The following is a 21,626-nucleotide window of genomic DNA, read 5'->3' on the forward strand; positions in this document are numbered from 1 at the left end:
AGCGTACGTTGAGGCTCACATAACTATTACCCTTTTTGACTTATCGCATATAGGCGCTGCGCTTGATCCATTGACTCTTGGCTTACAGAGTTAAACACTTCCGCGTCTTCCGCATTTTTATTAGAGATATGACGAATACGTTCTGCTAACTCATCGACACTCTCGGTCACTTTCGCCTGTTCTTCTGTCGCAGCAGCAATGCTCGTGGCTCTATCTCTAATGTCATTGAAAGCAGTAACAATACTTTCATACTGAGTCCGAGTATTATTAGAACGTTCATTAACCGTTTGAGACAGCTCCCTACAATTATCAATTACACCAACACCGTCCTTGGCAGCGCCTTGCAGCTTCTTGATCATGGTTTCAATTTCAACCGTAGATTTTTGTGTCCGACTCGCCAACGTCCTAACTTCATCCGCTACAACCGCAAATCCTCTGCCATATTCGCCTGCGCGTGCAGCCTCTATAGCGGCATTCAACGCCAACAGATTCGTCTGTTCAGAGATATTCATAATCACATCAAGAACTGAACCGACTTCTTGGGAGTCCTGTGATAATTGCTCTATCGTTTTCGATGCATCACTTAAATTGGTGAATAATTGATTGATAGACTCACCACTACTTTCAATTAACTCGAATCCGCCATTGACTAACTCGGCTGAGTTTTCCGTAATATTTGCAACAGACACGACATTTTGGGATACATCCGTTGCTGTGGCAGACATTTCATTTATCGCTGTAGCCAAAGTATGATTTTCATCCATTAATAAACTGGCTCTTTTCGTTGCAGACATACTCAATTGATTTATAGATTCTGCATTATCTTTGACTTTTTCTGCTTCATTTTGAACCTTAGTTAGGATATCAACCAAATTGTCGCCGTAGTCATTAATAGCAGAGCAGAGTTGACCCATTTCATCCTTACTCTTCACATCCAATTTGTTGTCCATGTTACCTTCGGACAACATTTTAACCTGTGCTGTAGTGGACTTAATTTGGTTAAGCAGTCGATTTCCAGCCAACAGCAAAATAGCCACAAAGACGACAATTAGAGACACAAAAGAAGCATACAGAGCTTTGGTGAGAGTATAGACAGACTGCATCGCCACACTGGCAGGAAGAATGATACCAGAACGCCAACCTTGTTCAGGCAGGGTATAGGTGACCAGAATTGAAGAGTCATCAGCAATCACCCCTTCGTCAAGCTCAACTGGTTTATCATCATTGCGATTCAGCGCAGTAACAAACGGTTTTAAAGAAGCGTCACTTTGGGCGACATCTTGCAATGTTTGCATCGATAAATTTTCAGATCGTAGCATTGGGATTGAAACCAACTGTTCCGACTGATCAACAATAAATCCAAAAGAACCACTCGTTTTATTCTCTTCCATAAGAAGACCATCTAACCCAGCAAGTTCAACATCGATCGTCGCCACTCCCCAGAAACTGCCTTCTCTTTCTATTTCTACTGAACAGGTGACCATTTGAGTATTTGAGACTGTATCGGTATATACCGCTGACCAAACACACTCACCAGGCTCAGTTCCTTTCGCATCTTGGTACCAACTTTCTTGTTGATAAGGGCTGCTAGATGGCGCGTTATAGTCATCTAATAATTCAAAACGGCCCGGACTGGTTTTCGCCCAAAAGAGTGAGGATTTGTCTTCACCCGCGATTAATTTGTTAGGTTCAGGCCAGATACCACCGCCCGCGACACCCGTTCCACTTGCAATCAATGGCTCTAATTGACTAATAAATTGCGATGTTTCTAAAGGTAAGATTTCTGCCAATGATGCTAAATTTTTGGTCAATACCGCAGTTTTAGCGAGTTCTTTAGCAACAATTTCTCCTGTGCTTTGAGCTTTAAGTTCTGCGTTTAAGATAGATTGTTGACGAATAACGGGCGTTACAAAGTATTGAATGATAACAAACAACACCAACAATGCCGCGATTAATAAAGAGAGACTTCCTGCTAGTAACTTATGTCGAATTAACACTGAGCTATTCCTCTACTTAATAAAAAGAATGATTGTTAGTACCTAACGACTTCTCATTTATGCGCTCTGTACGTAAGTTTTCCTCTGCAAAGACTGATACCAAAACTAATAATACCGCAGCATAATATATGCTGCGGTTATGTTTGTTTATACTAGCTATTTATTTAGACAAAAAACTTGATGAACACCTCTTTTGCTCACTTATTCACAATTAACAATACCTATCTTGAATTAATGCGATGAGCCTCTTAAATAGGATGAAGCCCACGTTAATTCCTTGCTTAAAATCTTTGTTATCTGTCTGCAGTCATAGTGAACTCTTGATGTCCAGTATGCTCATCAATTTGCTGGACACTCCAGCCGGGACACACGCCTCTAAGATCAAATTTAAGATCATGTAATATGTAAGTTTTCATTAAAATTTTCATTCACCTTTAGCTTTAATCATCGGGTGTCTTGCGATCGGCTAGCTGCATATATCCTGTAGATACCATATACTGTTGAACATATATTCTAATCATCATTAATATCGAGCGAATCATGGAAGTCGAACTACTGGAAATTCGAAATTTCATCTGCCAATACCCTCCTTTTGATCAGCTGCCTGAAGAAGCATTAATCGAAGTGGCAAATAGCGTAGAGATCTCATACTACCGAGCGGACAGTATGATCATTGAATTTGGTGATAAAATACACGACCTCTACATGATTCGTAGTGGCGTAGTAGAGATATATCGTCGTACTGGTGAGCTTTATAACCGTCTTGATCAGGGTGGCTTATTTGGGCAAATGGGGCTGCTAACGAATAAGAAAGTTCGTTTCCCAGCCAAGTCGCTGAAAGACACCCTTCTATACTGTATTCCAGAAAAAATATTTGAAGAATTCTGCGAGCGCTTTGACACCTTTGCAGACTTTGTTGAAGTAGAAGGTAGTATTCGATTACGGCAAGCGGTTGAAGATAATAGTGATGATGCCAATTCACTGACCACGTCAAAGGTAAAGACCTTGCTCAGTGGCGAACCCGTGATGCTGCCTACCACGACGACCATCCGAAACGTCGCGAAAATAATGTCAGAAGAGAATGTTTCTGCGGCGCTCATCAATGACCCAAACCTAGCAGATGAAGGTGGTGATAGCTTTGTTGGTATTATTACCGAACGAGATCTCTGTGCAAAAGTTATCGCGCAAGGGTTAGATGTCGATACCCAAGTGGTTGAAGTGATGTCTACAGAACTTATCTCTTTAGACCACAACGCCTATATTATTGAAGCCATGTTACTCGTGCTTCGTTACAACGTTCACCACCTGCCCATTCTAAAAAACAAACAACCGATTGGTGTTATTGAAGTTACCGATATCATTCGTTATGAATCCCAAAACAGCTTGTTAATTGTCAGCAGTATTTTTCAGCAAAACAGCATTGAAGACTTGATTGTATTATCGAATCAACTTAAAGATTGTTTTGTCCGTATGGTCAATGAGGATGCCAACTCACACATGGTGGGGCGAGCCATGTCGGAAATTGGTAGAAGTTTTAAGCAACGCTTTCTTGAACTGGCCGAAGAGAAGCTCGGGCCACCGCCCGTACCTTATTGCTTCTTAGCGTTAGGCTCTATGGCGCGTGATGAACAGCTTATTGTTACCGATCAAGACAATGCTATTATTCTCGATAATGAATACCAAGAGTCGTTACATGGTGACTACTTTAAAGAACTTGCTGCTTATGTTTGTGATGGTTTAGCCGCGTGCGGTTATACCTATTGCACGGGTGACATTATGGCAACGAATCCTGAATATCGAAAAACGCAGTCTCAATGGGAAGAGTGTTTTTCAAGTTGGATTGAGAATCCAAACCCAAAAACGCTGCTTAATTGCTCCATCTTTTTCGATCTCTACGGTGTGTATGGTAGACCAAAATGGGCAGAACAATTAAATGCGTTTATCCTTAGAAAAGCGAAGAAGAATAACCGTTTCTTGGCCTGCCTTGCAAGAAATGCAATAAATCGCACACCACCGCTAGGCTTCTTTAAAGACTTTGTGATGGAAAAAGATGGTCGCCATAACAACTCCATTAATTTAAAAAGACGAGGTACGGCACCTTTAGCTGATCTGATCCGTGTACACGCTCTCGCTATCGGATCCCAATCACAGAATTCATTTGATAGATTAGAAGACATCATCGAAGCAGGGATCTTGCCTCCATCAAAAGGGAAAGACCTGCAACATGCGATGGAATTCATCTCCTTGGTTCGTATTCGCCACCAAGCATTAGACATTAAAGCAGAGCAAGAACCCGACAACAATATTGAGCCTGAAAACATGTCCGATTTTGAAAGACGTAATCTGAAAGATGCCTTTTTGGTTTTAAGCAGTGCCCAAAACTTTTTAAAGTTCCGCTATAGTGCCAATAGCATGAAGGGGTAACCAATGCAAAATCTCAATTACCAAGAGATCTTAAACTGGAAGGCTTTTTTACATATAAAGTCGTCAGAGAGTAAAGATAGCCGACTGACCAATTTTTATAATACCAGCACTTACCATGGTGACACCCAGCTCAAGGATATTGAATTCGTCGCCTTAGATTTTGAAACCACTGGCCTAGATGCCAACCAAAATAGCATTATAAGTATCGGTCTAGTTCCCTTCACGCTACAACGAATTGCTTGTAGATCTGCGAAACACTGGTTTGTCACACCAGAAGACAAACTCAAGGAAGATTCGATAATAATTCATGGTATTACCCATTCCGATTTGAAAGGGGCACCTGATTTACTGCGTATTTTGGAGCAGTTATTAGATGAGCTAGCCGGCAAGGTCGTGGTGGTACATTATCGCAGAATAGAGCGTGACTTTTTTGATGCAGCACTTCGTGGTTTGATTAATGAAGGCATTGTTTTTCCTGTAATCGATACCATGCAGATTGAAGCAGATATTCAAAAAACTCAGCCTAAAAAACTCATGGACTGGTTTAAAAATACTCGTCCGATTTCGATTCGACTTGCCAATAGCCGAACACGTTATAACCTACCCACCTACCCTCCGCACGATGCCTTAACCGATGCCATCGCGACTGCCGAGTTACTGCAAGCGCAAATTTATTACCATTTTAGCCCCGAGACGCCCATCAATAAACTGTGGTTGTGACACTTTAGTGATAAAAAAAACCGAGTGCTAATTAATCACTCGGTTTTTGTTTTTATCTATCAATTCAGAAAATTAGTAAGGTCGTTTCTCTGTCCGCAAGCCCATAAGCAAACTTACACACATCACCAGCAAAATAATGGTGAACGGTAAGGCGGTCGAAATAGCACCGGCTTGTAAGGCTTGAATAGCTTCAGTGCCACCTACCCAAACAAGAGCCGCAGCAATCGCACCTTCAACCAATGCCCAGAATACACGTTGTGGAACGGGTGCATCCACTTTACCACCTGATGTGATGCTATCAATAACCAGTGAACCGGAATCCGATGACGTCACAAAGAAGACCAACACTAACACAACAGCCAACATAGAAAGAATGCTGCCCATTGGCAATGCGTCAAACATCTGGAACATGGCAAGCGGTACTTCTGTTAACCCTTTTTCGCCTAACGTACCAATATTATTAGTGACTTGATTTATAGCCACACCACCAAATACCGACATCCAAAGCGTCGTAACTACCGTTGGAACAATCAATACTGCCGTCACGAATTCACGTATAGTACGACCGCGTGAAATACGGGCAATAAACATACCGACAAAAGGTGACCATGAAATCCACCAGGCCCAGTAGAAAACAGTCCAGCCATGCATCCAAGCTTGGTCTTCACGACCAATTGGATTACTTAACGGAATAATATTTTCAATATACCCCATGACGGTAGTTGGTATAGTTCCCATCGATACTGCAGCAGTCAGCATGGCAACAAACACCAATAACGCGAGCGCTAGAAGCATGTTGATATTACTGATAATTTTTACGCCACCATCAATACCACGAACCACTGAAACAACCGCTAATAACGTCACGACGAAGATAATGATAACTTGCAACGTTAAGTCATTATCAATACCGAACACATGGTGAAACCCACTGGCTGCCTGTTGAGCCCCGAGTCCAAGTGACGTAGCAAGACCAAACAACGTAGCAATTACGGCTAAAATATCAACAACGTGTCCAGGCCATCCCCAAGTACGATCGCCTAAAATCGGATAAAAGACCGAACGCATAGAGAGCGGCAAGCCTTTATTGTAAGCAAAAAACGCTAACGATAGAGAAACAACACCGTAAATTGCCCACGGGTGAAGTCCCCAGTGGAACATGGTTGCACCAAGTGCAAGCTTAGCGGCTTCTGGTGTGTTAGCAGCAACATTGAGTGGCGTTTCGTACCATCCGGTAAAGTAAGCAACCGGTTCTGCAACTCCCCAGAACATTAGACCGATACCCATACCTGCCGCAAATAGCATTGCTATCCATGACATCATTGTATAGTCCGTTTTTGCTTCGTCTCCACCTATACGAATTTTTCCATATGGCGAAACTATCATTGCCAAACAAAAAACAACAAAAATATTGGCTGACCACATAAACAGTCCATCAAAGGCACCAATTATTTGCCACTTTAGTCCGTCTAATACGGACTTCGATGTTTCCGGTTCAACCAGCAAAATGGCAACTAAAAAGAGGCCGATTAAGGAAGCACTGATCCCAAAAACAGGATTATGTACATCAAAACCCCACTTTTGAATATTATCTTGTCCGACCGTGTAGTCGGTATTATTAATACTGTATTTATCTTTTTTGGTATCCATTGGTCCTCATTTAGAAAAATTTCCATTTGATTGTGAGGCTTTAGTGTACTTCATTCGAGCCGTACTTTCTAAATTGGTTGCCCCAATCGGTTAATATTGACGGGAGTTACTCTGTAAAACCCCCTGAACTCTCTGCGATTTGCCGTCTCTCTTCGTCGCTAAATAAGCGATTTTCATGCTCATTTCACCTCGATCCATGTTCAGTTTACCCTAAAACAGCATTCATCAAAAACACTGAACACATTCCTACAATTATCTTACAAAACATAAGCCTACTATTAATGTAGCGACATCCAATAGCCGCAACAATCAACCGCATTGACTCAACATGCAAAATATTAATAATCAAGATGAATACTTAGAGATTGTTCATGATTCCGTTTAGAGTAATTATTTAGACGTCCAGACATCCTTAGGGGATGTAAACACAATAAAAAGTAAGAATGGACATTCTAAAACATACACTCAACACATAAGGAATAGACACATGACAACGACAACTCATATCTTAGGTTACCCACGTATTGGCGAACAAAGAGAATTAAAAGTTGCTCTAGAAAAATATTGGCGAGGTGAAAGTAATCAATCTGATCTCAAAGCGGTAGGCAGTAAATTAAGGCATCAAAACTGGAAAGTTCAAGCTGATGCAAATTTAAGCTTTGCTACCGCAGGTGATTTTGCATGGTACGACCATGTGCTCACCACCACGCTTCTTCTTGGTCACGAACCCAAGCGACACAAAGAAGCCAACCCTGACCTTGATACCCTATTCCGTATTGCCCGCGGCCAATCGAAAACGCAATCTGTATGTTGTGGTGGAAATTCTGATTCGAAAAAAGATAAAGCAGCATCAGACATGACAAAATGGTTCAACACTAATTATCATTACATTGTCCCTGAATTCAGCAAAGATGACGTTTTTCAGGCAAGTTGGTCACAACTGTTTGATGAAATAGAGGAAGCGATAAAGGCAAATCATAAAGTGAAACCGGTACTTCTTGGGCCCATATCCTACCTTTATCTTGGTAAAGAAGTAGACGAAGGTTTTGACCGTTTGTCATTATTACCTCGTTTATTAACCGCTTATCAAACTATTCTAACAACGCTTTCTAATCTAGGTATTGAATGGGTGCAAATAGACGAACCAATTCTTTCTCTCGAACTAGACGAACTCTGGGCTAATTCATTTGAGGTTGCCTATCAAACACTACAAAGCGACCTGAAAATCCTATTAACAACCTATTTTGATACGGTAACAGACACACTTGACCAGATCATTAAACTTCCCGTTAATGGTCTCCACATTGATCTTTCAGCCGCACCAGAGCAGCTTAATGAAGTATTAAGAAAACTGCCGCATGATTGGGTTCTTTCTGCAGGTGTCATCAATGGTCGCAATGTATGGCGTACCGATCTCGCTTCTCAGTTATCTAAACTCCAGCCCGTAAAAGAAAAGCTGGGTGATAAATTATGGATAGCAAGTTCCTGCTCACTTTTACATAGCCCAGTGGATCTGGAATTAGAAGACCAGATTAGTGAAGAAGTAAAAAATTGGTTTGCGTTCGCAAAGCAGAAAGTAACCGAAGTCAGTGTTCTGGGTGCCGCTCTTGATGGGGATCAAAAGGCCATTTTGTTATGTGAAACTTACAGCCAACCCATTGTGTCGCGTAAAAGTTCAATACAAGTGAATAAGCCACAGGTTAAAAAGCGCGTTAGTACTATCACAAATGAGCTTGCTGAACGAAGCGTTCCATATTCCGAACGCTCTGCACGGCAGTCTGACGTTCTAGGTTTACCATTGCTTCCAACGACGACGATTGGTTCTTTCCCTCAAACGGATGAAATTCGTGTCCAACGTAACGCCTATCGCACTGGTCAATTATCAACTTCTGATTACGCACTAACCCTGAAAGGGCACATTGCCGATGCGATAGAACGCCAAGAATCACTAGGTCTAGATGTATTGGTTCATGGAGAAGCAGAACGTAATGACATGGTAGAGTACTTTGCTGAGAACTTATCAGGTTTCCAAACAACGAAATTTGGTTGGGTACAAAGCTATGGCTCACGCTGTGTGAAACCGGCGGTAGTGATCGCAGATATTGAACGAGAAAAACCAATATCCGTGGAATGGTCCACTTATGCACAATCATTAACGACCAAGAAGGTAAAAGGGATGCTAACAGGCCCCGTCACCATTCTATGTTGGACATTTCCACGAGAGGACATCTCACGCAAAGAGATCGCAAACCAGTTGGCACTTGCGCTACGAGACGAGGTGTCTGATTTACAAGATGCAGGTATTAACATTATACAAATAGATGAACCTGCTATTCGTGAAGGCCTACCGCTTAAAAAGAGTCGGCATACTGAGTATCTGAAATGGGCAGTCAATGCATTTAAGATCTCAGCGGCCAGTGCTAAACCAGAGACTCAAATTCACACTCACATGTGTTATAGCGAATTCAATGAAATAATTGATTCCGTAGCCGCACTGGATGCCGATGTCATTACCATCGAAACATCTCGTTCTAATATGGAACTTCTAAAAGCATTTGAAGCGTTTAATTATCCAAATGCAATTGGTCCCGGTGTTTACGATATACACTCACCAAACATTCCTTCTGAAGAATGGATTGTGAATTTGATGAAGAAAGCCGCGGAAAAGATCCCAGTTGAACGTTTATGGATAAACCCTGATTGCGGCCTGAAAACGCGTAACTGGTCTGAAACTGAAGCCGCGCTTACAAACCTAGTTTCTGCCGCGAAAACATTGCGTATTGAGTTGTCAAAAGCGAAAGCTTAATACATCCGTTAACACACCCACCCCCTTGATAAAAAATGCACATGGGATGGATATAATACGAAATATCCATCCCATGTCCTTTTCAACGAATAAAATCAAAAAATTATCCACTATTTATGTAAGGTTAAAATATTGCTAAATAGTTGCGATATTGTGTTTACATCTCATTTTTTTGGTGAAATAGGTGCCTTATTATGTTCCAGTTATTTTAAAAAAAGCAGATGAAAATGTGGCCCTCATCGCGTAAGGTGAAATTGAGCAGAAAGAAGCAAAAATACTTAATATAGATCACGGAATTTAATGCTCAAGTGCTTTAATTTCGCCTCGAAAAGACTTTTTCTTAATTTATGCAGAGGTAGAAATGCTAGAACTAATCATTGGATTGGTAATAACAATTGGAGTAGGTTACTTCATTGTAAAAGGTTACAGACCAGCAGGGATACTGCTTACAGCAGGTTTGTTGCTCCTTATTTTGACAGGCATACTTGGTCATACGGTTTTACCGGCCAAAATCGCTTCCACAGGTAATTATTTCACAGATTCACTAGAATTCATTAAGTTTATGCTAAAGCACCGTGGCGGTGGTTTAGGCATGCAAATCATGTTGCTTTGTGGCTTTGCGGCTTATATGACCCATATTGGTGCAAATAATGTAGTAGTAAAACAATTTTCAAAACCTTTAGCTGTCATTAAATCACCTTATATTCTTTTAGTTGCTGCCTACATTGTTGCTTGCTTAATGTCTCTTGCTGTAAGTTCAGCAACAGGTCTTGGTGTGCTCTTAATGGCAACGTTATTCCCAATGATGACAGCAATGGGTATTTCCCGTCCGGCTGCTGTCGCCGTTTGTGCTTCTCCTGCCGCCATCATTCTATCTCCGACATCTGGTGATGTTGTGGTTGCTGCTGAAAAAGCCGGCATGGCATTGGATGTATTTGCTGTTCAAACCGTATTGCCAGTTTCACTTTGCGCCATTGTTGTCATGTCTGCTGCTGCCTATTTTTGGAACAAATATTTAGACAAAAAAGAAAACACACCAATGGAAAAAGTAGATATCTCTACTATGGAAGTTAAAGCACCAGCGTATTACGCGGCGCTTCCATTCCTTCCTATTTTCGGTGTCTTTTTGTTTAACGGCAGAACGATTGAAGGTTTGAGCCTAGACATTTATACCATTGTTGTTTTATCGATATTCATAGGTGCTATGGTCGATTACATAACCAAAGGCTTTAAAGGTAGAGAAACGCTAGAAGATATGGATTCTTGCTATGAAGGGATGGCGGATGCTTTCAAAGGTGTGGTCATGCTATTGGTTGCGGCGGGTGTATTTGCTCAAGGCCTAATGTCTATCGGTGCTATTGATAACCTTCTTCACCTAGCTGACCAAGCAGGCGCAGGCGGTATTGCTCTGATGCTTCTATTAACTATTTTGACCGTTGCTGCTGCAGTCGCAACCGGTTCTGGTAATGCGCCGTTTTACGCGTTTGTTGAACTCGCACCAGCGTTAGCCGATAAACTGGGTCTAAACCCAGCCTTCCTAATTATTCCAATGCTTCAAGCATCGAATTTAGGTCGTACTATCTCACCTGTTTCTGGCGTTATTGTCGCAACATCAGGTATGGGTAAAATCAGCCCATTCGAAGTAGTAAAAAGAACGTCGGTACCCGTGTTTGCAGGTCTAATCACCGTGATTATAGGGACCGTTGTCCTTGTACCTATGATGGCCAGTTAATCTAGATTAACTAAAAGCAAATTGTTGATATTAAAAATGCTAGTCAGGTAACTGACTAGCATTTTTTATTGGCCTAATTTCAACTACAACGTTCTAAATAATATCAATCGTAATGTCTTTAAACTGATAGAGCTCACCGCCAAATTCTACACTAAACGCTTTGGCATCTTCTTGTTTGCTAAAACTGCCAAGCGTATTGCCCATCGCTCCCTTTTGACTCGACCCTATAACAAACCACGCTGTTTTGGCATCAATAAAATGCTCATCGTTTGGTTTTTGCCAAGGTGTCTTGCTCATATCATGCACAAAAACTTGTTGAATTTGCCTTTCATTTTCAGGCTGTAATAAGTACGCAAAGAGATCTCGCGTAGAGCAGAATTTCACTACCTCTTCACCACCCGTTTGATACGCCTCGCCTTTTGGTCCCGGATAATTAGAAATAATCATGCCGCAAAGATGGCACTCATCACTGGTTTCTATCGCGACGGCTTGTTTTAACATTTTTTCTTGAGAGGTCTCGCCACAGCCAATCAGCCCAATACACAGGGCAAGTAATAGCGTCCATTTCGTCGTTTTTTCTTTCATCATTTCATGCCTCTTATAAGTTTTTTTGTCTAAAAATAATTAATGTAATCCCCAAAGGAATAACTACCCATGCCACCATTGCGCCAAGTAGCGTGCCGGTAGAGAAGCTGCTATTGATTGCCACCGCAAGCACGCCATTCACATCACTGCTGCTCAGTGACGACAAATTGATCAATCGAAACAAGTCCGCGGGGTTAAACATCATTAACTGAACCAAGCCGTGTTGAGTTATCGCGTCACTAGAACCCACCAACAGTCCCAGTAATACGAGGTCGAAAACGAGAACAAAAAACAACCATGTGATCAACGCAATACCTGCTGCTTTCGATTTTTCAGAAACCGATACGCTGATGATATAAGCCAGTGCGACAAAACAAAGCCCTAATAGACTGGAGGTGACAATAAAGAGGGTGAATGAACGACCGACGTCTTGCATATCAGTCGTAATGCTTAGCAATACAGCGGCACTACCGAAACCCAAAATAGTGGCGAGAGTGATAATACTGCCCTGCCCCAGAAACTTCCCTAATAACAGCTGTCCATGGCTTATTGGATAGGTCATTAACAACAGTAATGTGCCCGACTCATGTTCACCAACAAAACTGTCGTAACATAGCAATAAAGCGATCAACGGTATGATAAAAACGGATAGGCTTGAGAGACTCGCAACGGTGGTGGACAACGAAGGTGAACCGATATGACCCGATGCCAGACTTCCATAATAGCTAAGACCGATTGAAAGCAATGAAAAGATAAATGTAATTGATACAAACCATCGATTTCGCAGACTATCTTGAAACTCTTTTAGTGCAACGGCAAAAACTGGATTCATATTGCCCCCTTATTATTCTTATTAATTTCGCCGGCCGCCATTCGTAGATAATACTGGTATATCTGTTCTAGGTTCGCATTCTCTACTTGTATATCATCGAGCGAGTCGTAATCTAATAGTTGTTTTAGCACGTTGACTTTAAGTTCTTGCGGTATGTGTAATTGCGTCGCGTCCACAATAAATTGGCTCAGATTTTCATTCTGTCCTAACGCACCATTGATACCTTGAGTCTTTATAACAACGGGTAAATTCGCTTGCTGCCTTAATTCATCTAACGTCCCTATCGCAATCGACTTTCCGTTGGACAGTATCATAGCGCGGTCGATATGTTGCTCAACACCTGGCAATACATGCGAGCACAAAATAATACTTGCGCCTTCATTTCTAAGTTGGTCAACACTCAAATAGAATTCTTGAGTGGCAATAGGATCAAGCCCGACCGTCGGTTCATCCAGTAGTAGTAGCGTTGGCTTACCCAAAAATGCCTGCGCTAAACCTAGACGTTGTCTCATCCCTTTTGAATAGGTTTTCACCTGCCGATGCATCGCGTTTGATAATCCTACTTTTTCAAGAAGCGGACTAACCTGCCCCTTTGGCACAGATTTTAAACGCGAGAAATAGGTCAGGACCTCATGCCCCGTCAACTGTTCATAAAAACTGACATTCTCTGGTAGATAACCTATCTCTTTCCGGCTATTCCAAGCCTGTTTACTTTTGGGGTCGACACCACATACTTTTATCTGCCCATCACTGGCCGTGATAACACCCAAAATCAATTTCATCATGGTGGTTTTACCGGCACCATTATGGCCAAACAGACCCAATATCTCTCCGCTATTTAGCGTTAAGTTGATACCATCCAATGCCCGAAGGTTTTTGTAATGTTTGCTGACGCTCTCTAGCGTTACAACTGGATAGCTCATGAGTTATTTCCTATTCCATCAGTCGGTTTCTTGATTTCGCTATGCTGTTTTGCTTGCTCCCTAATGTTCATCGGGGACATCAACGGATATGAGTCTCGGACACCCGCTGGTTTTAATACTGGGAACTGTTTCTGAATCCAACGAAGCATGAGCACAGAAGGGCTATCCAACAACACCTTCGCCTCTGGATATTTCCAAACCATCTTGTCTATACCGTCATTCGGCTCAAACGGTGTATCCCCTATCATATTATTGTCTAGATCCCAGCCCAGATAATTGCTCCAAAAATTTCCCACACCATTTTGGCTCCACTCTTGCTGGCGATTGGAAGCATACTTCACTTGCACCGGATTATTTATAAAGCTATTACCGAAAATCTTACCGTTTTCAGAACCCGCGGTTAAATGAATACCAATCTCGGCCGTTTCGATTCGATTGTAGCTAATGGTGTTATAGGCTGAGTTATATATGAATAGTCCTTTGCCTTCTCGCCCCATCACTTTATTTTCCGGTCGAGTCCAGACATTGTTAATCTCGTTGAAACTGATATCGGAATAGGTAATAAAATTCACTAACATACCGTAATCTTCACTGTTACGGCTGCGGTTACCTTGCACAATGAGATGTTTTGAGCTCATCAAGGCGTATCCGGCTCGAGTATTGTAAGCCGTATTTGAAATAACTCGATTACTATAGGAGTACATATAATGTATGCCGTAGCGTAAATCGTGCATAACATTATCTCGAAGTTCACTATCTTGACTGGCAATGATGTATAGGCCATCCCGTGTACCGCTCACCTCGTTACCAATAACTTTGGCAAGTTTCACACCAGAAAGTTGAACGCCATTTCCTCGGTCTGCCGAACGCAACTCGGGGTTGCCTTCAATTTTGTTATTCTCTATCAATATACGACTGGATTTTTGCAACCATATCCCGAATCCATCACCTTTCAATCGGTTATTACTAATCGTGATGTTCTCTTGTTTGGTATCAAGATAGATAGCCGCATTTTGTTCCGTTAGATCACTGCCCCAATTAATGATAGTAAGATTGTCTATTTTGATATTCGATGCATGCAACGTGAGTGCATTACCCAACCCGTTTGCGTCTATAACTGCCCCATCCTGCCCTTTAATTGTAATACCTTTGGTAACAACGAAGCGACCAAAATAGATACCAGGCTGAATGAGTACCGTGTCCCCATCTTGGGTTAAATCGAGTTTTTTCTGTAAATTATCCGAATGGTTTACGGTAATGAGGTTCGCCCAAAGACTGCCACTAAACAAGCTAAACCATATCGCAATGAAGCACGTTCTCTTTTTCAATCGACGAATCCTACACAGATTAAAAATAGGTCACTGTTCGGACTCCCTCAAATGACAATGAAGGAGCCCAACATCAGTTCGTTACTCAACTACTGAGAAACGTATTACGCTTCAACGAGCATGCGTCCGCGCATCTCCATATGAAGTGCATGGCAGAACCAGTTACAGTAATACCAATGAACACCTGGTTTATCGGCTATAAAGGTTATAGAGGCGGTGGCCTGAGGACTGATCTCCATTTGAACACCGTGGTTGGTCATACAGAAGCCATGGCTTACGTCTTCGACCATATCAAGGTTGGTTATGATGACCGTGACTTCATCGCCAAGCTTCACTTTAAACTCGTTCAATCCGAATATCGGAGCAACCGAAATCATGTACACACGAACCTTATTTCCGTCACGAACCACCTTGCTTTCACCAAGTACATTCACGCCATCTTTTTTCGCGATTTCCAATGTCTCTGCAAATATTGGGTCTTCTCTGGTCCAGAGTTTATCGGGCTTCACCTTACTACGGTGTACGATGATACAGTCATGCGGTTCAGCATAGGTTGGGCCGTCATGAACCAGCTTCATTTCATCGCCAGAAATATCGATTAGCTGATCATTCTCTGGATGCAAGGGACCGACAGGTAAAAATCTATCTTTCGAGAATTTACAAAGCGATACGAGCCATTTACCATCCGCATCTCTCGTCTCACCCATGGATGTATGGTTATGACCGGGCTGATAATGCACATCGAGTTTCTGGCGAACGTAATTTACCTTTTCGCCGTTATGCGCTTTGATGGCATCTTCTACGTTCCATTTTGCTATCTGACTATCAAGGAATAACGTTGTATAGGCGTTTCCTCGATTATCAAATGCCGTATGAAGTGGACCCAATCCAAGCTCTGGTTCGGCAACAATGGTATCTCTCGGTTTGATCTTGTCGCTAAATAAGTCGTCTAATTTTGAGATAGCGATAATCGAAACCGTTGGCGATAGTTTACCATTCGCAACAAAATACTTACCGTCCGATGAGGTATTCAATCCATGAGGCGATTTCGGAACCGGTATATAGCGCGTTAATTTTGACCCTTTGCGACCATCAAGAACCGGCACATCGTTACCATTGTACGTTTTAAATTCGCCCGCTTTCAACGCGGCTTCACAGCGTTCTAAACTAAACACCACAACATGATCACGCTCTGCTGAAATCATGTCATTTAGGTTCATCCCCATTTCGGTGTTGTAGCAGGTAGAAGCAAAATATTTACCGTCAAAGTCGGCGTCAGTATTATCCAAGTTACCGTCTACCATGACCTGAAATGCGACAACCATTTCTTCTGCATCAATAACATTAAATAGAGATCGATAGGTGCTGGTGTCTTCCAATGTGGCTTTGCCATCATTATTCATTGGAATCTCAAACTCACTATTACAAATAACATACTTTGTGTAAGGTGCTTTCTGTACGCGCAGCCCGTGGATGGCTTGCACGTTAGGTACGGTAAGCATTTTATCGCACTTCATTACATTACAACGAATACGCGCAACACGGGAGTTAGCTTTATCATTGATGAAGACATATTTCCCGTTATAGCGACCATCCGTCATGCTCATATGCGGATGATGGGAATCACCGACCAGAACGTTAGCACTGTCGCCTTTGATACGTCGACTTTCATTCGTTAACCCCCAGCCTGTTGCGCTGTCTGTGTTGAACACAGGAATTCGCATCAGTTCTCTCATTGAAGGGATACCGAGTATACGTACCTCCCCAGAGTGGCCACCACTCCAGAAACCGTAATACTCGTCTAAATCACCAGGGTGAACCACCGCACTATTCTTTATATCGGCAGCCTGTGCCTTCGCCATTGAAGCAAACATAGCCGCCGTCATTGGGGCAGCCGCGACGCCTAGTCCAATCGCGGCACTTTTGCCAAAAAATTTACGGCGTTCAGTATCAACAGGGGAGCCATCGACGGGGGCATTATCATTAACCTGATCGATTTTATCTTCACTCATGGTAAGTCTCCATTCATTTCATGTAAGGTATTAACACTTAAATATCATGAACCACAACGACAGCTTGCTGATGTGATTCCTATTATTGTTATATCTCTTTTACTAAGATTTCAGAGGAACTACGTTTCCTTTTTTTGTAAGCTATTTTTTTCAATGGCGGACATTTTTGGTCGTTCGAATAGGTAATTTGACAATCCAAACAGTAATGGCATTCACGCATGTTGATCACACCATCAGGCTGAATGGCTTGAATTTCACACTCTTTAGCACAGATATGACATGGTGTTCCACAATCAGGACGGCGTTTAAGCCAGTCGAATAAACGTACACTGTTTGATACTGACAACGCTGCGCCAAGTGGGCACAAATAACGGCAGAAGGTTTTACGATTAAACAAATTGACGAATAGGATAAGCACGGCCCACAACACGAACGGCCACTCTCTATCGAATTTCAGTAAAAAGGTGGTTTTAAAGGGTTCTATCTCTGCGAACTGTTCCGCCAGCGCGATAGAATCCAGAGACAAGGCAAACAAACCGAGTAAAATCAGATACTTTATCGCCCATAACCGCTCATGCACGGCCCACGGAAGTTCAACCTGTGGAATCTTAACGTACCGAGCAAACTGATTGATCAGCTCTTGCAATGCACCAAAGGGACACAGCCAACCACAATATACGGCTCTTCCCCACAGCAAGATGGTGACCGCGGCGGCCGACCACAAGATAAAAATCACAGGGTCAAGTAAGAAAAGATCCCAAGAAAAATCTTTCAAGAAAGCGTGAAGAAAGGTAAATACATTCACTACGGATAACTGCCCCCCCCATTGCCAACCAATAAACACCACGGTAATGGCGAGAAAACCGTGACGTAAGCGGTGCATAAATGTGGGATGCTTAACCAGTATATCTTGAAAAAATAGGATAAGTATAAGCACCACTATCAAGATGGAAAGCAACACGACGGTCACCTGTTTCTCTTGCCACACTTGTTGTGTCAAGGTCAACTCAGGTGGTGGTATGATCGCCGGTGGCGTATCTACGTACTGCTCTAACGTATCGTAACTGCCTTTAAAACTGGTGAATACACTGTCAATGGGTCCTGTCTGTCTGCGAACCAACAGTGCCACCTGCCAACTTGCACCAGGATCAAATTCAAAATGGGCTTGAACCTTAAAGACCGACATCTCTCTAAAGCGAGGGGCACCTTCGCTGTACAGATCGGTAATACGAGTATGATCTAAATCGCGAAAAGAAATTTCGTCGTCATTTTGTTGAACCTGAATTCGGTCAAAGATCCCACCTCTAACATAGCCAGAACCTTTGTAAGAGTATCCGTTGCCGAATACCGCGATAAGGTGCTCGCCTTCTTTCAAGTCTTTCGTTAACCACAGGTATTCGGATTCTCCGAACAAGTTTTTGCCAATAGTCGGAATGTCAGCTATTGCATAATAGAGTTCCGCGAACATCTCATCTTTCTTACTGTCCGCAACCGTATCAACGTCTGCACCTAATGTTCCCTCAAAAGCTTGTTGCACCGACTTATTATCTAAAAATAGCTTTCTAATCGAGCCATCACCCGTGAGTTCCAACCAATTTTTTTGGCTGTATACGTCCTGCTTGATCGTCGATTTAGGCTGGATAATGCCTCTCGATGCTTTGATGATCCCTAACGATTCTGCGGCTTTTGTGGCGGCTTTAGTGATTGCCACGTTCATTACCATTACCGTCACTGTGGCACCAGACAACCCATCAATAGGTATATAATTTTGGTTTGGTTTACCCCCGACCTTAATACGATCCTTTACCGACAACCCCACATACTGGTCGCTAAAATCCCACAGTTTTTTCTCGGGTATGCCCGCCAGAATTATCGGTTCATGATGCTCGAGTACTTTAGATGCCAGATATTGACCTTCAGGGTCGATGATAACCAGCATATTAACAGGCTCACCTGAATAGGCGGGGATCCGAGCGATATCATTGGTTTCGAATGCATAACCGAGCACCTCGTCACCATTCTTGATGGTACGTAATAACAACTCGCCTTCTTTCTCCGAGATGGAAGTATACTGAGGCAAGGCTTCTTGTATAAGTGGTATAGGGTCTTTCGCTGGGCTCACAAAAAGCGCATGCGCAGAATACGAAAAAAGCACATTAAACAGAACGAACAGTAAACCAAAGGAAGACATTAACGTAGTGAAGGCGTTTCTCATTCTTTTGCTCCGGGCAAAATCAACGCTGGTTGATCATTGTTCATACATTTACTCATAGTCATATTTTACCAAACGCCATGTTGCATGGTTGTAACACATGTAATGATAGTGTGGATAATATGTAAAGGGCAAGGCGGTAGCGCTCATAATAGGAGCTACCCACGTTAGAAAGATAATTTCTATTCAATTGATGTGAAAGACCTCTATGTTACCGTCATCGGATTCAAAAACTTGTACTAATAATGATTTATATCAATAAACGTCACGCCAATTTAAGTCTTAGCCAATACGACCTCTGCCCACTGTTCCGTCACTTGCATTGAAACGGTAGCATCATTGACGGGCGGTTAATCGACAGTTCACTTCTAAAGACTGACGTTCATCGCTTTGATTTAGGTACTATATATGATGTTCAACGTTTCTGTAGCCCAAGCATTGGTGACTTATTAAACATCTAATGAATGAATGTTGGCATTTCTTGCTAAGTGTCCGTATTTACGAGGACATACAGCTCTAAAAAGTCGTAAAACGGTAATCTATTCCTTTCGTTATCTACACAAAAAACATGACCAAGATGGTTGGTCATGTTTTATCCCAAAAGTGTATGTCCCATCAGTTCTTGCTAGCTTCCAGATAAAATACCGATTACGGGACATTTATCATTATCTGTTAGGCCGCACTTTCATTTGGCAGGAAATGTGTGGTGCAAATTTTATTTCCATCAGGGTCACGTAAGTAAGCTAAATATAATCTACGCACTGCTGTACTGCGAACACCTGGTGGCTCCTCTATTGCGGTCCCCCCATTTTCTATACCAATACGATGCCATTTATTGACGACCTCAGGGCTGTCCGCTAAGAAACCTATTGTCATACCGTTCCCATGACTTGCATCTTCTCCATCAATTGGTTTAGTTAATCCAAGCACACCTGATGGGCTGAGATACATACAGCGCCCTTTTTCATCCATTATACCTTCGCTGTAACCAAGAACTTTCATTATGGCATCGTAGAATTTTTTTGAACGAGCTACATCATTCGTACCGATCATCATATGACTAAACATACACTTCCTTTTAGTTGCTTTGAAATTACTGATTCAATTTAGAATTTTCATCTATCGATGTCTAGAAGTAATACGTTCTTAACACTAACACTCATTAAGTTCGTAGGCGAAAGCCGTCTTTTTCGCTGCTATGATATCGGCTTTATCAATTCAGGAGTAATAAACACCTTGATATCATCCGGCCCCGCATAATAGGGAGCAGAGGTAATAAATAATGACACACCAGTCTTAGCAAACTCAGCAGCGTTCGACTTATTTACCCCACCCGCGATTGAAAGTTGAATCGAATAACCCGACTCCTCAACTATTTTTTGCGCAGCCAGTACATCATGAGTGGAGAATTTGTCTAATTGAATGATATCTGGTTTTGCGAGAACTTGTTCTTCCACCATCTCTAAATGGTCCGCTTCAATGGTCACTTTAATCTCGGGATTGTTTCGTCTTATGCTTGAAACCTGAGAGGCCCAGTCCTCTGGGTTTTCTAACAAATTTCTGTGGTTAGTAAAGACAAGCACTGATTCACTTAACCCGGCTCGGTGAATGCGGCCGCCGCCAGCAAGTACGGCCACTGTGGCCAGTTTACGCGTACCCGGAATCGTTTTTCTGGTACACGCCACTATCGCATTCTGGTTTATAGATTTTACACTCGCGACCATTTCTGCCGTATATTGAGCCACACCGCAGCACCACTCAAGAATCACCTGAACAACCTTCCATGCCTGTTGAATACGCTCGCCGCTCCCCTTTGCTTCAATGAGCGTTGTACCCGCTTTTACATCGTTACCATCGTCAACAAAAAGCGTCACATCAAGACCTAACTTAACTAAAAGTGCCTGAGCAACGTACACGCCTGCCACTCTTCCGGAAGTTTTTCGGTTAAATACAATTTTACTTGGTACATTGCCTATACCTAACGAGCGCGTGGTTATATCCCCTCGATACACATCTTCAAGTAAAAATGCATCTAATTCAGCATCAGAAAAATAAATCATCAATCCTACCACCTCTAAATAATCATGACCTTCCACTAATAAAAACCAAATATTAATGCAATGATTTCATTTAAATCACAACATTAACTATAAAAAATAATTTAAAATAATTTAAAATAAAAATACAACATAAACAATCAGTTACAATTTATCTCATAGAAAATTGATAATCTTTACATTAACAAGTTCAACATTAAAAATTTATTAACAACCTAATATTAGTTATTATCATATGACAATAACTAATATTAATCAATTACTTATGGTTTATTTTTATTTTAAAATTTCAATTCAACACCATAAAAAACTTTATTTTTTAATGTTTGTTGTTCTTTATTTATTCTA

The 21,626-nt window shown here is 42.0% G+C and carries 14 protein-coding genes; 4 read left to right on the plus strand and 10 right to left on the minus strand.

Going from position 1 to position 21,626, the window contains the following annotated elements; all coding sequences use genetic code 11:
• Positions 1-26: 26 nt before the first annotated feature.
• Complete coding sequence (locus IUZ65_RS11075) at positions 27-1,997, minus strand: methyl-accepting chemotaxis protein (protein WP_195703785.1); 1,971 nt, start codon at positions 1,995-1,997, stop codon at positions 27-29.
• A gap of 540 nt (positions 1,998-2,537) precedes the next feature.
• On the opposite strand from IUZ65_RS11075, the gene IUZ65_RS11080 reads away from it, so the two are divergent.
• Together IUZ65_RS11080 and IUZ65_RS11085 are read left to right on the plus strand one after the other, a co-directional pair.
• The gene (locus IUZ65_RS11080) at positions 2,538-4,421 is read left to right on the plus strand and encodes a DUF294 nucleotidyltransferase-like domain-containing protein (RefSeq protein WP_195703786.1); all 1,884 of its coding nucleotides are present in this window, start codon (positions 2,538-2,540) and stop codon (positions 4,419-4,421) included.
• Positions 4,422-4,424: 3 nt separating this feature from the next.
• A complete protein-coding gene (locus IUZ65_RS11085; RefSeq protein WP_195703787.1) occupies positions 4,425-5,141 on the plus strand; it encodes a 3'-5' exonuclease in 717 nt (238 codons plus the stop codon).
• 72 nt (positions 5,142-5,213) lie between these two features.
• Here IUZ65_RS11085 and IUZ65_RS11090 read toward each other — a convergent pair whose 3' ends face one another.
• Positions 5,214-6,791 carry a BCCT family transporter gene (locus IUZ65_RS11090; protein WP_195703788.1) on the minus strand — a complete coding sequence of 526 codons (1,578 nt, stop codon included), beginning with the start codon at positions 6,789-6,791 and terminating at the stop codon, positions 5,214-5,216.
• Positions 6,792-7,278: 487 nt separating this feature from the next.
• Between IUZ65_RS11090 and metE the strand changes: the two genes are divergently transcribed.
• Together metE and dcuC are read left to right on the plus strand one after the other, a co-directional pair.
• Positions 7,279-9,597 (plus strand): 5-methyltetrahydropteroyltriglutamate--homocysteine S-methyltransferase, encoded by a 2,319-nt coding sequence (gene metE, locus IUZ65_RS11095; RefSeq protein ID WP_195703789.1) that lies wholly within the window; start codon positions 7,279-7,281, stop codon positions 9,595-9,597.
• 361 nt (positions 9,598-9,958) lie between these two features.
• On the plus strand, positions 9,959-11,329 hold the full coding sequence (gene dcuC / locus IUZ65_RS11100) for an anaerobic C4-dicarboxylate transporter DcuC (protein WP_195703790.1): 1,371 nt from the start codon (positions 9,959-9,961) through the stop codon (positions 11,327-11,329).
• 93 nt (positions 11,330-11,422) lie between these two features.
• On the opposite strand, the gene IUZ65_RS11105 is transcribed toward dcuC, so the two are convergent.
• The 8 genes from IUZ65_RS11105 to modD all read right to left on the minus strand — a co-directional run bounded on the left by IUZ65_RS11105 (position 11,423) and on the right by modD (position 21,281).
• Positions 11,423-11,917 (minus strand): nitrous oxide reductase accessory protein NosL, encoded by a 495-nt coding sequence (locus tag IUZ65_RS11105; RefSeq protein ID WP_195703791.1) that lies wholly within the window; start codon positions 11,915-11,917, stop codon positions 11,423-11,425.
• Positions 11,918-11,927: 10 nt separating this feature from the next.
• Positions 11,928-12,746, minus strand: coding sequence for an ABC transporter permease (locus IUZ65_RS11110; RefSeq protein WP_195703792.1), 819 nt, complete (start codon positions 12,744-12,746; stop codon positions 11,928-11,930).
• Entirely contained in the window at positions 12,743-13,669 is a 927-nt protein-coding gene (locus IUZ65_RS11115) for an ABC transporter ATP-binding protein (RefSeq protein ID WP_195703793.1), read from the minus strand. The genes IUZ65_RS11110 and IUZ65_RS11115 overlap by 4 nt, the downstream gene beginning before the upstream one ends.
• Complete coding sequence (locus IUZ65_RS11120; RefSeq protein ID WP_229638045.1) at positions 13,666-14,997, minus strand: nitrous oxide reductase family maturation protein NosD; 1,332 nt, start codon at positions 14,995-14,997, stop codon at positions 13,666-13,668. The genes IUZ65_RS11115 and IUZ65_RS11120 overlap by 4 nt, the downstream gene beginning before the upstream one ends.
• 104 nt (positions 14,998-15,101) lie before the next feature.
• Positions 15,102-17,009, minus strand: coding sequence for a TAT-dependent nitrous-oxide reductase (nosZ, locus tag IUZ65_RS11125; RefSeq protein ID WP_195703794.1), 1,908 nt, complete (start codon positions 17,007-17,009; stop codon positions 15,102-15,104).
• An 88-nt stretch (positions 17,010-17,097) separates the two neighbouring features.
• Positions 17,098-19,224, minus strand: coding sequence for a transcriptional regulator NosR (gene nosR / locus IUZ65_RS11130; protein ID WP_195703795.1), 2,127 nt, complete (start codon positions 19,222-19,224; stop codon positions 17,098-17,100).
• Positions 19,225-19,893: 669 nt separating this feature from the next.
• Complete coding sequence (locus IUZ65_RS11135; RefSeq protein WP_195703796.1) at positions 19,894-20,289, minus strand: VOC family protein; 396 nt, start codon at positions 20,287-20,289, stop codon at positions 19,894-19,896.
• A 128-nt stretch (positions 20,290-20,417) separates the two neighbouring features.
• Positions 20,418-21,281 (minus strand): ModD protein, encoded by an 864-nt coding sequence (gene modD, locus IUZ65_RS11140; protein ID WP_195703797.1) that lies wholly within the window; start codon positions 21,279-21,281, stop codon positions 20,418-20,420.
• Positions 21,282-21,626 lie beyond the last annotated feature (345 nt).

It is taken from the genome of Vibrio sp. VB16, assembly GCF_015594925.2.
In the GTDB taxonomy this organism is placed as follows: domain Bacteria; phylum Pseudomonadota; class Gammaproteobacteria; order Enterobacterales; family Vibrionaceae; genus Vibrio.

What these genes read in the sequence shown, in the direction of transcription:
- IUZ65_RS11080 (WP_195703786.1), top strand. Translation starts at nt 2,538, where the DNA reads ATGGAAGTCGAACTACTGGAAATTCGAAATTTCATCTGCCAATACCCT.
- IUZ65_RS11085 (WP_195703787.1), top strand. Translation starts at nt 4,425, where the DNA reads ATGCAAAATCTCAATTACCAAGAGATCTTAAACTGGAAGGCTTTTTTA.
- IUZ65_RS11090 (WP_195703788.1), bottom strand. Translation starts at nt 6,791, where the DNA reads ATGGATACCAAAAAAGATAAATACAGTATTAATAATACCGACTACACG.
- metE (WP_195703789.1), top strand. Translation starts at nt 7,279, where the DNA reads ATGACAACGACAACTCATATCTTAGGTTACCCACGTATTGGCGAACAA.
- dcuC (WP_195703790.1), top strand. Translation starts at nt 9,959, where the DNA reads ATGCTAGAACTAATCATTGGATTGGTAATAACAATTGGAGTAGGTTAC.
- IUZ65_RS11105 (WP_195703791.1), bottom strand. Translation starts at nt 11,917, where the DNA reads ATGATGAAAGAAAAAACGACGAAATGGACGCTATTACTTGCCCTGTGT.
- IUZ65_RS11110 (WP_195703792.1), bottom strand. Translation starts at nt 12,746, where the DNA reads ATGAATCCAGTTTTTGCCGTTGCACTAAAAGAGTTTCAAGATAGTCTG.
- IUZ65_RS11115 (WP_195703793.1), bottom strand. Translation starts at nt 13,669, where the DNA reads ATGAGCTATCCAGTTGTAACGCTAGAGAGCGTCAGCAAACATTACAAA.
- nosZ (WP_195703794.1), bottom strand. Translation starts at nt 17,009, where the DNA reads ATGAGTGAAGATAAAATCGATCAGGTTAATGATAATGCCCCCGTCGAT.
- nosR (WP_195703795.1), bottom strand. Translation starts at nt 19,224, where the DNA reads ATGAGAAACGCCTTCACTACGTTAATGTCTTCCTTTGGTTTACTGTTC.
- IUZ65_RS11135 (WP_195703796.1), bottom strand. Translation starts at nt 20,289, where the DNA reads ATGTTTAGTCATATGATGATCGGTACGAATGATGTAGCTCGTTCAAAA.
- modD (WP_195703797.1), bottom strand. Translation starts at nt 21,281, where the DNA reads ATGATTTATTTTTCTGATGCTGAATTAGATGCATTTTTACTTGAAGAT.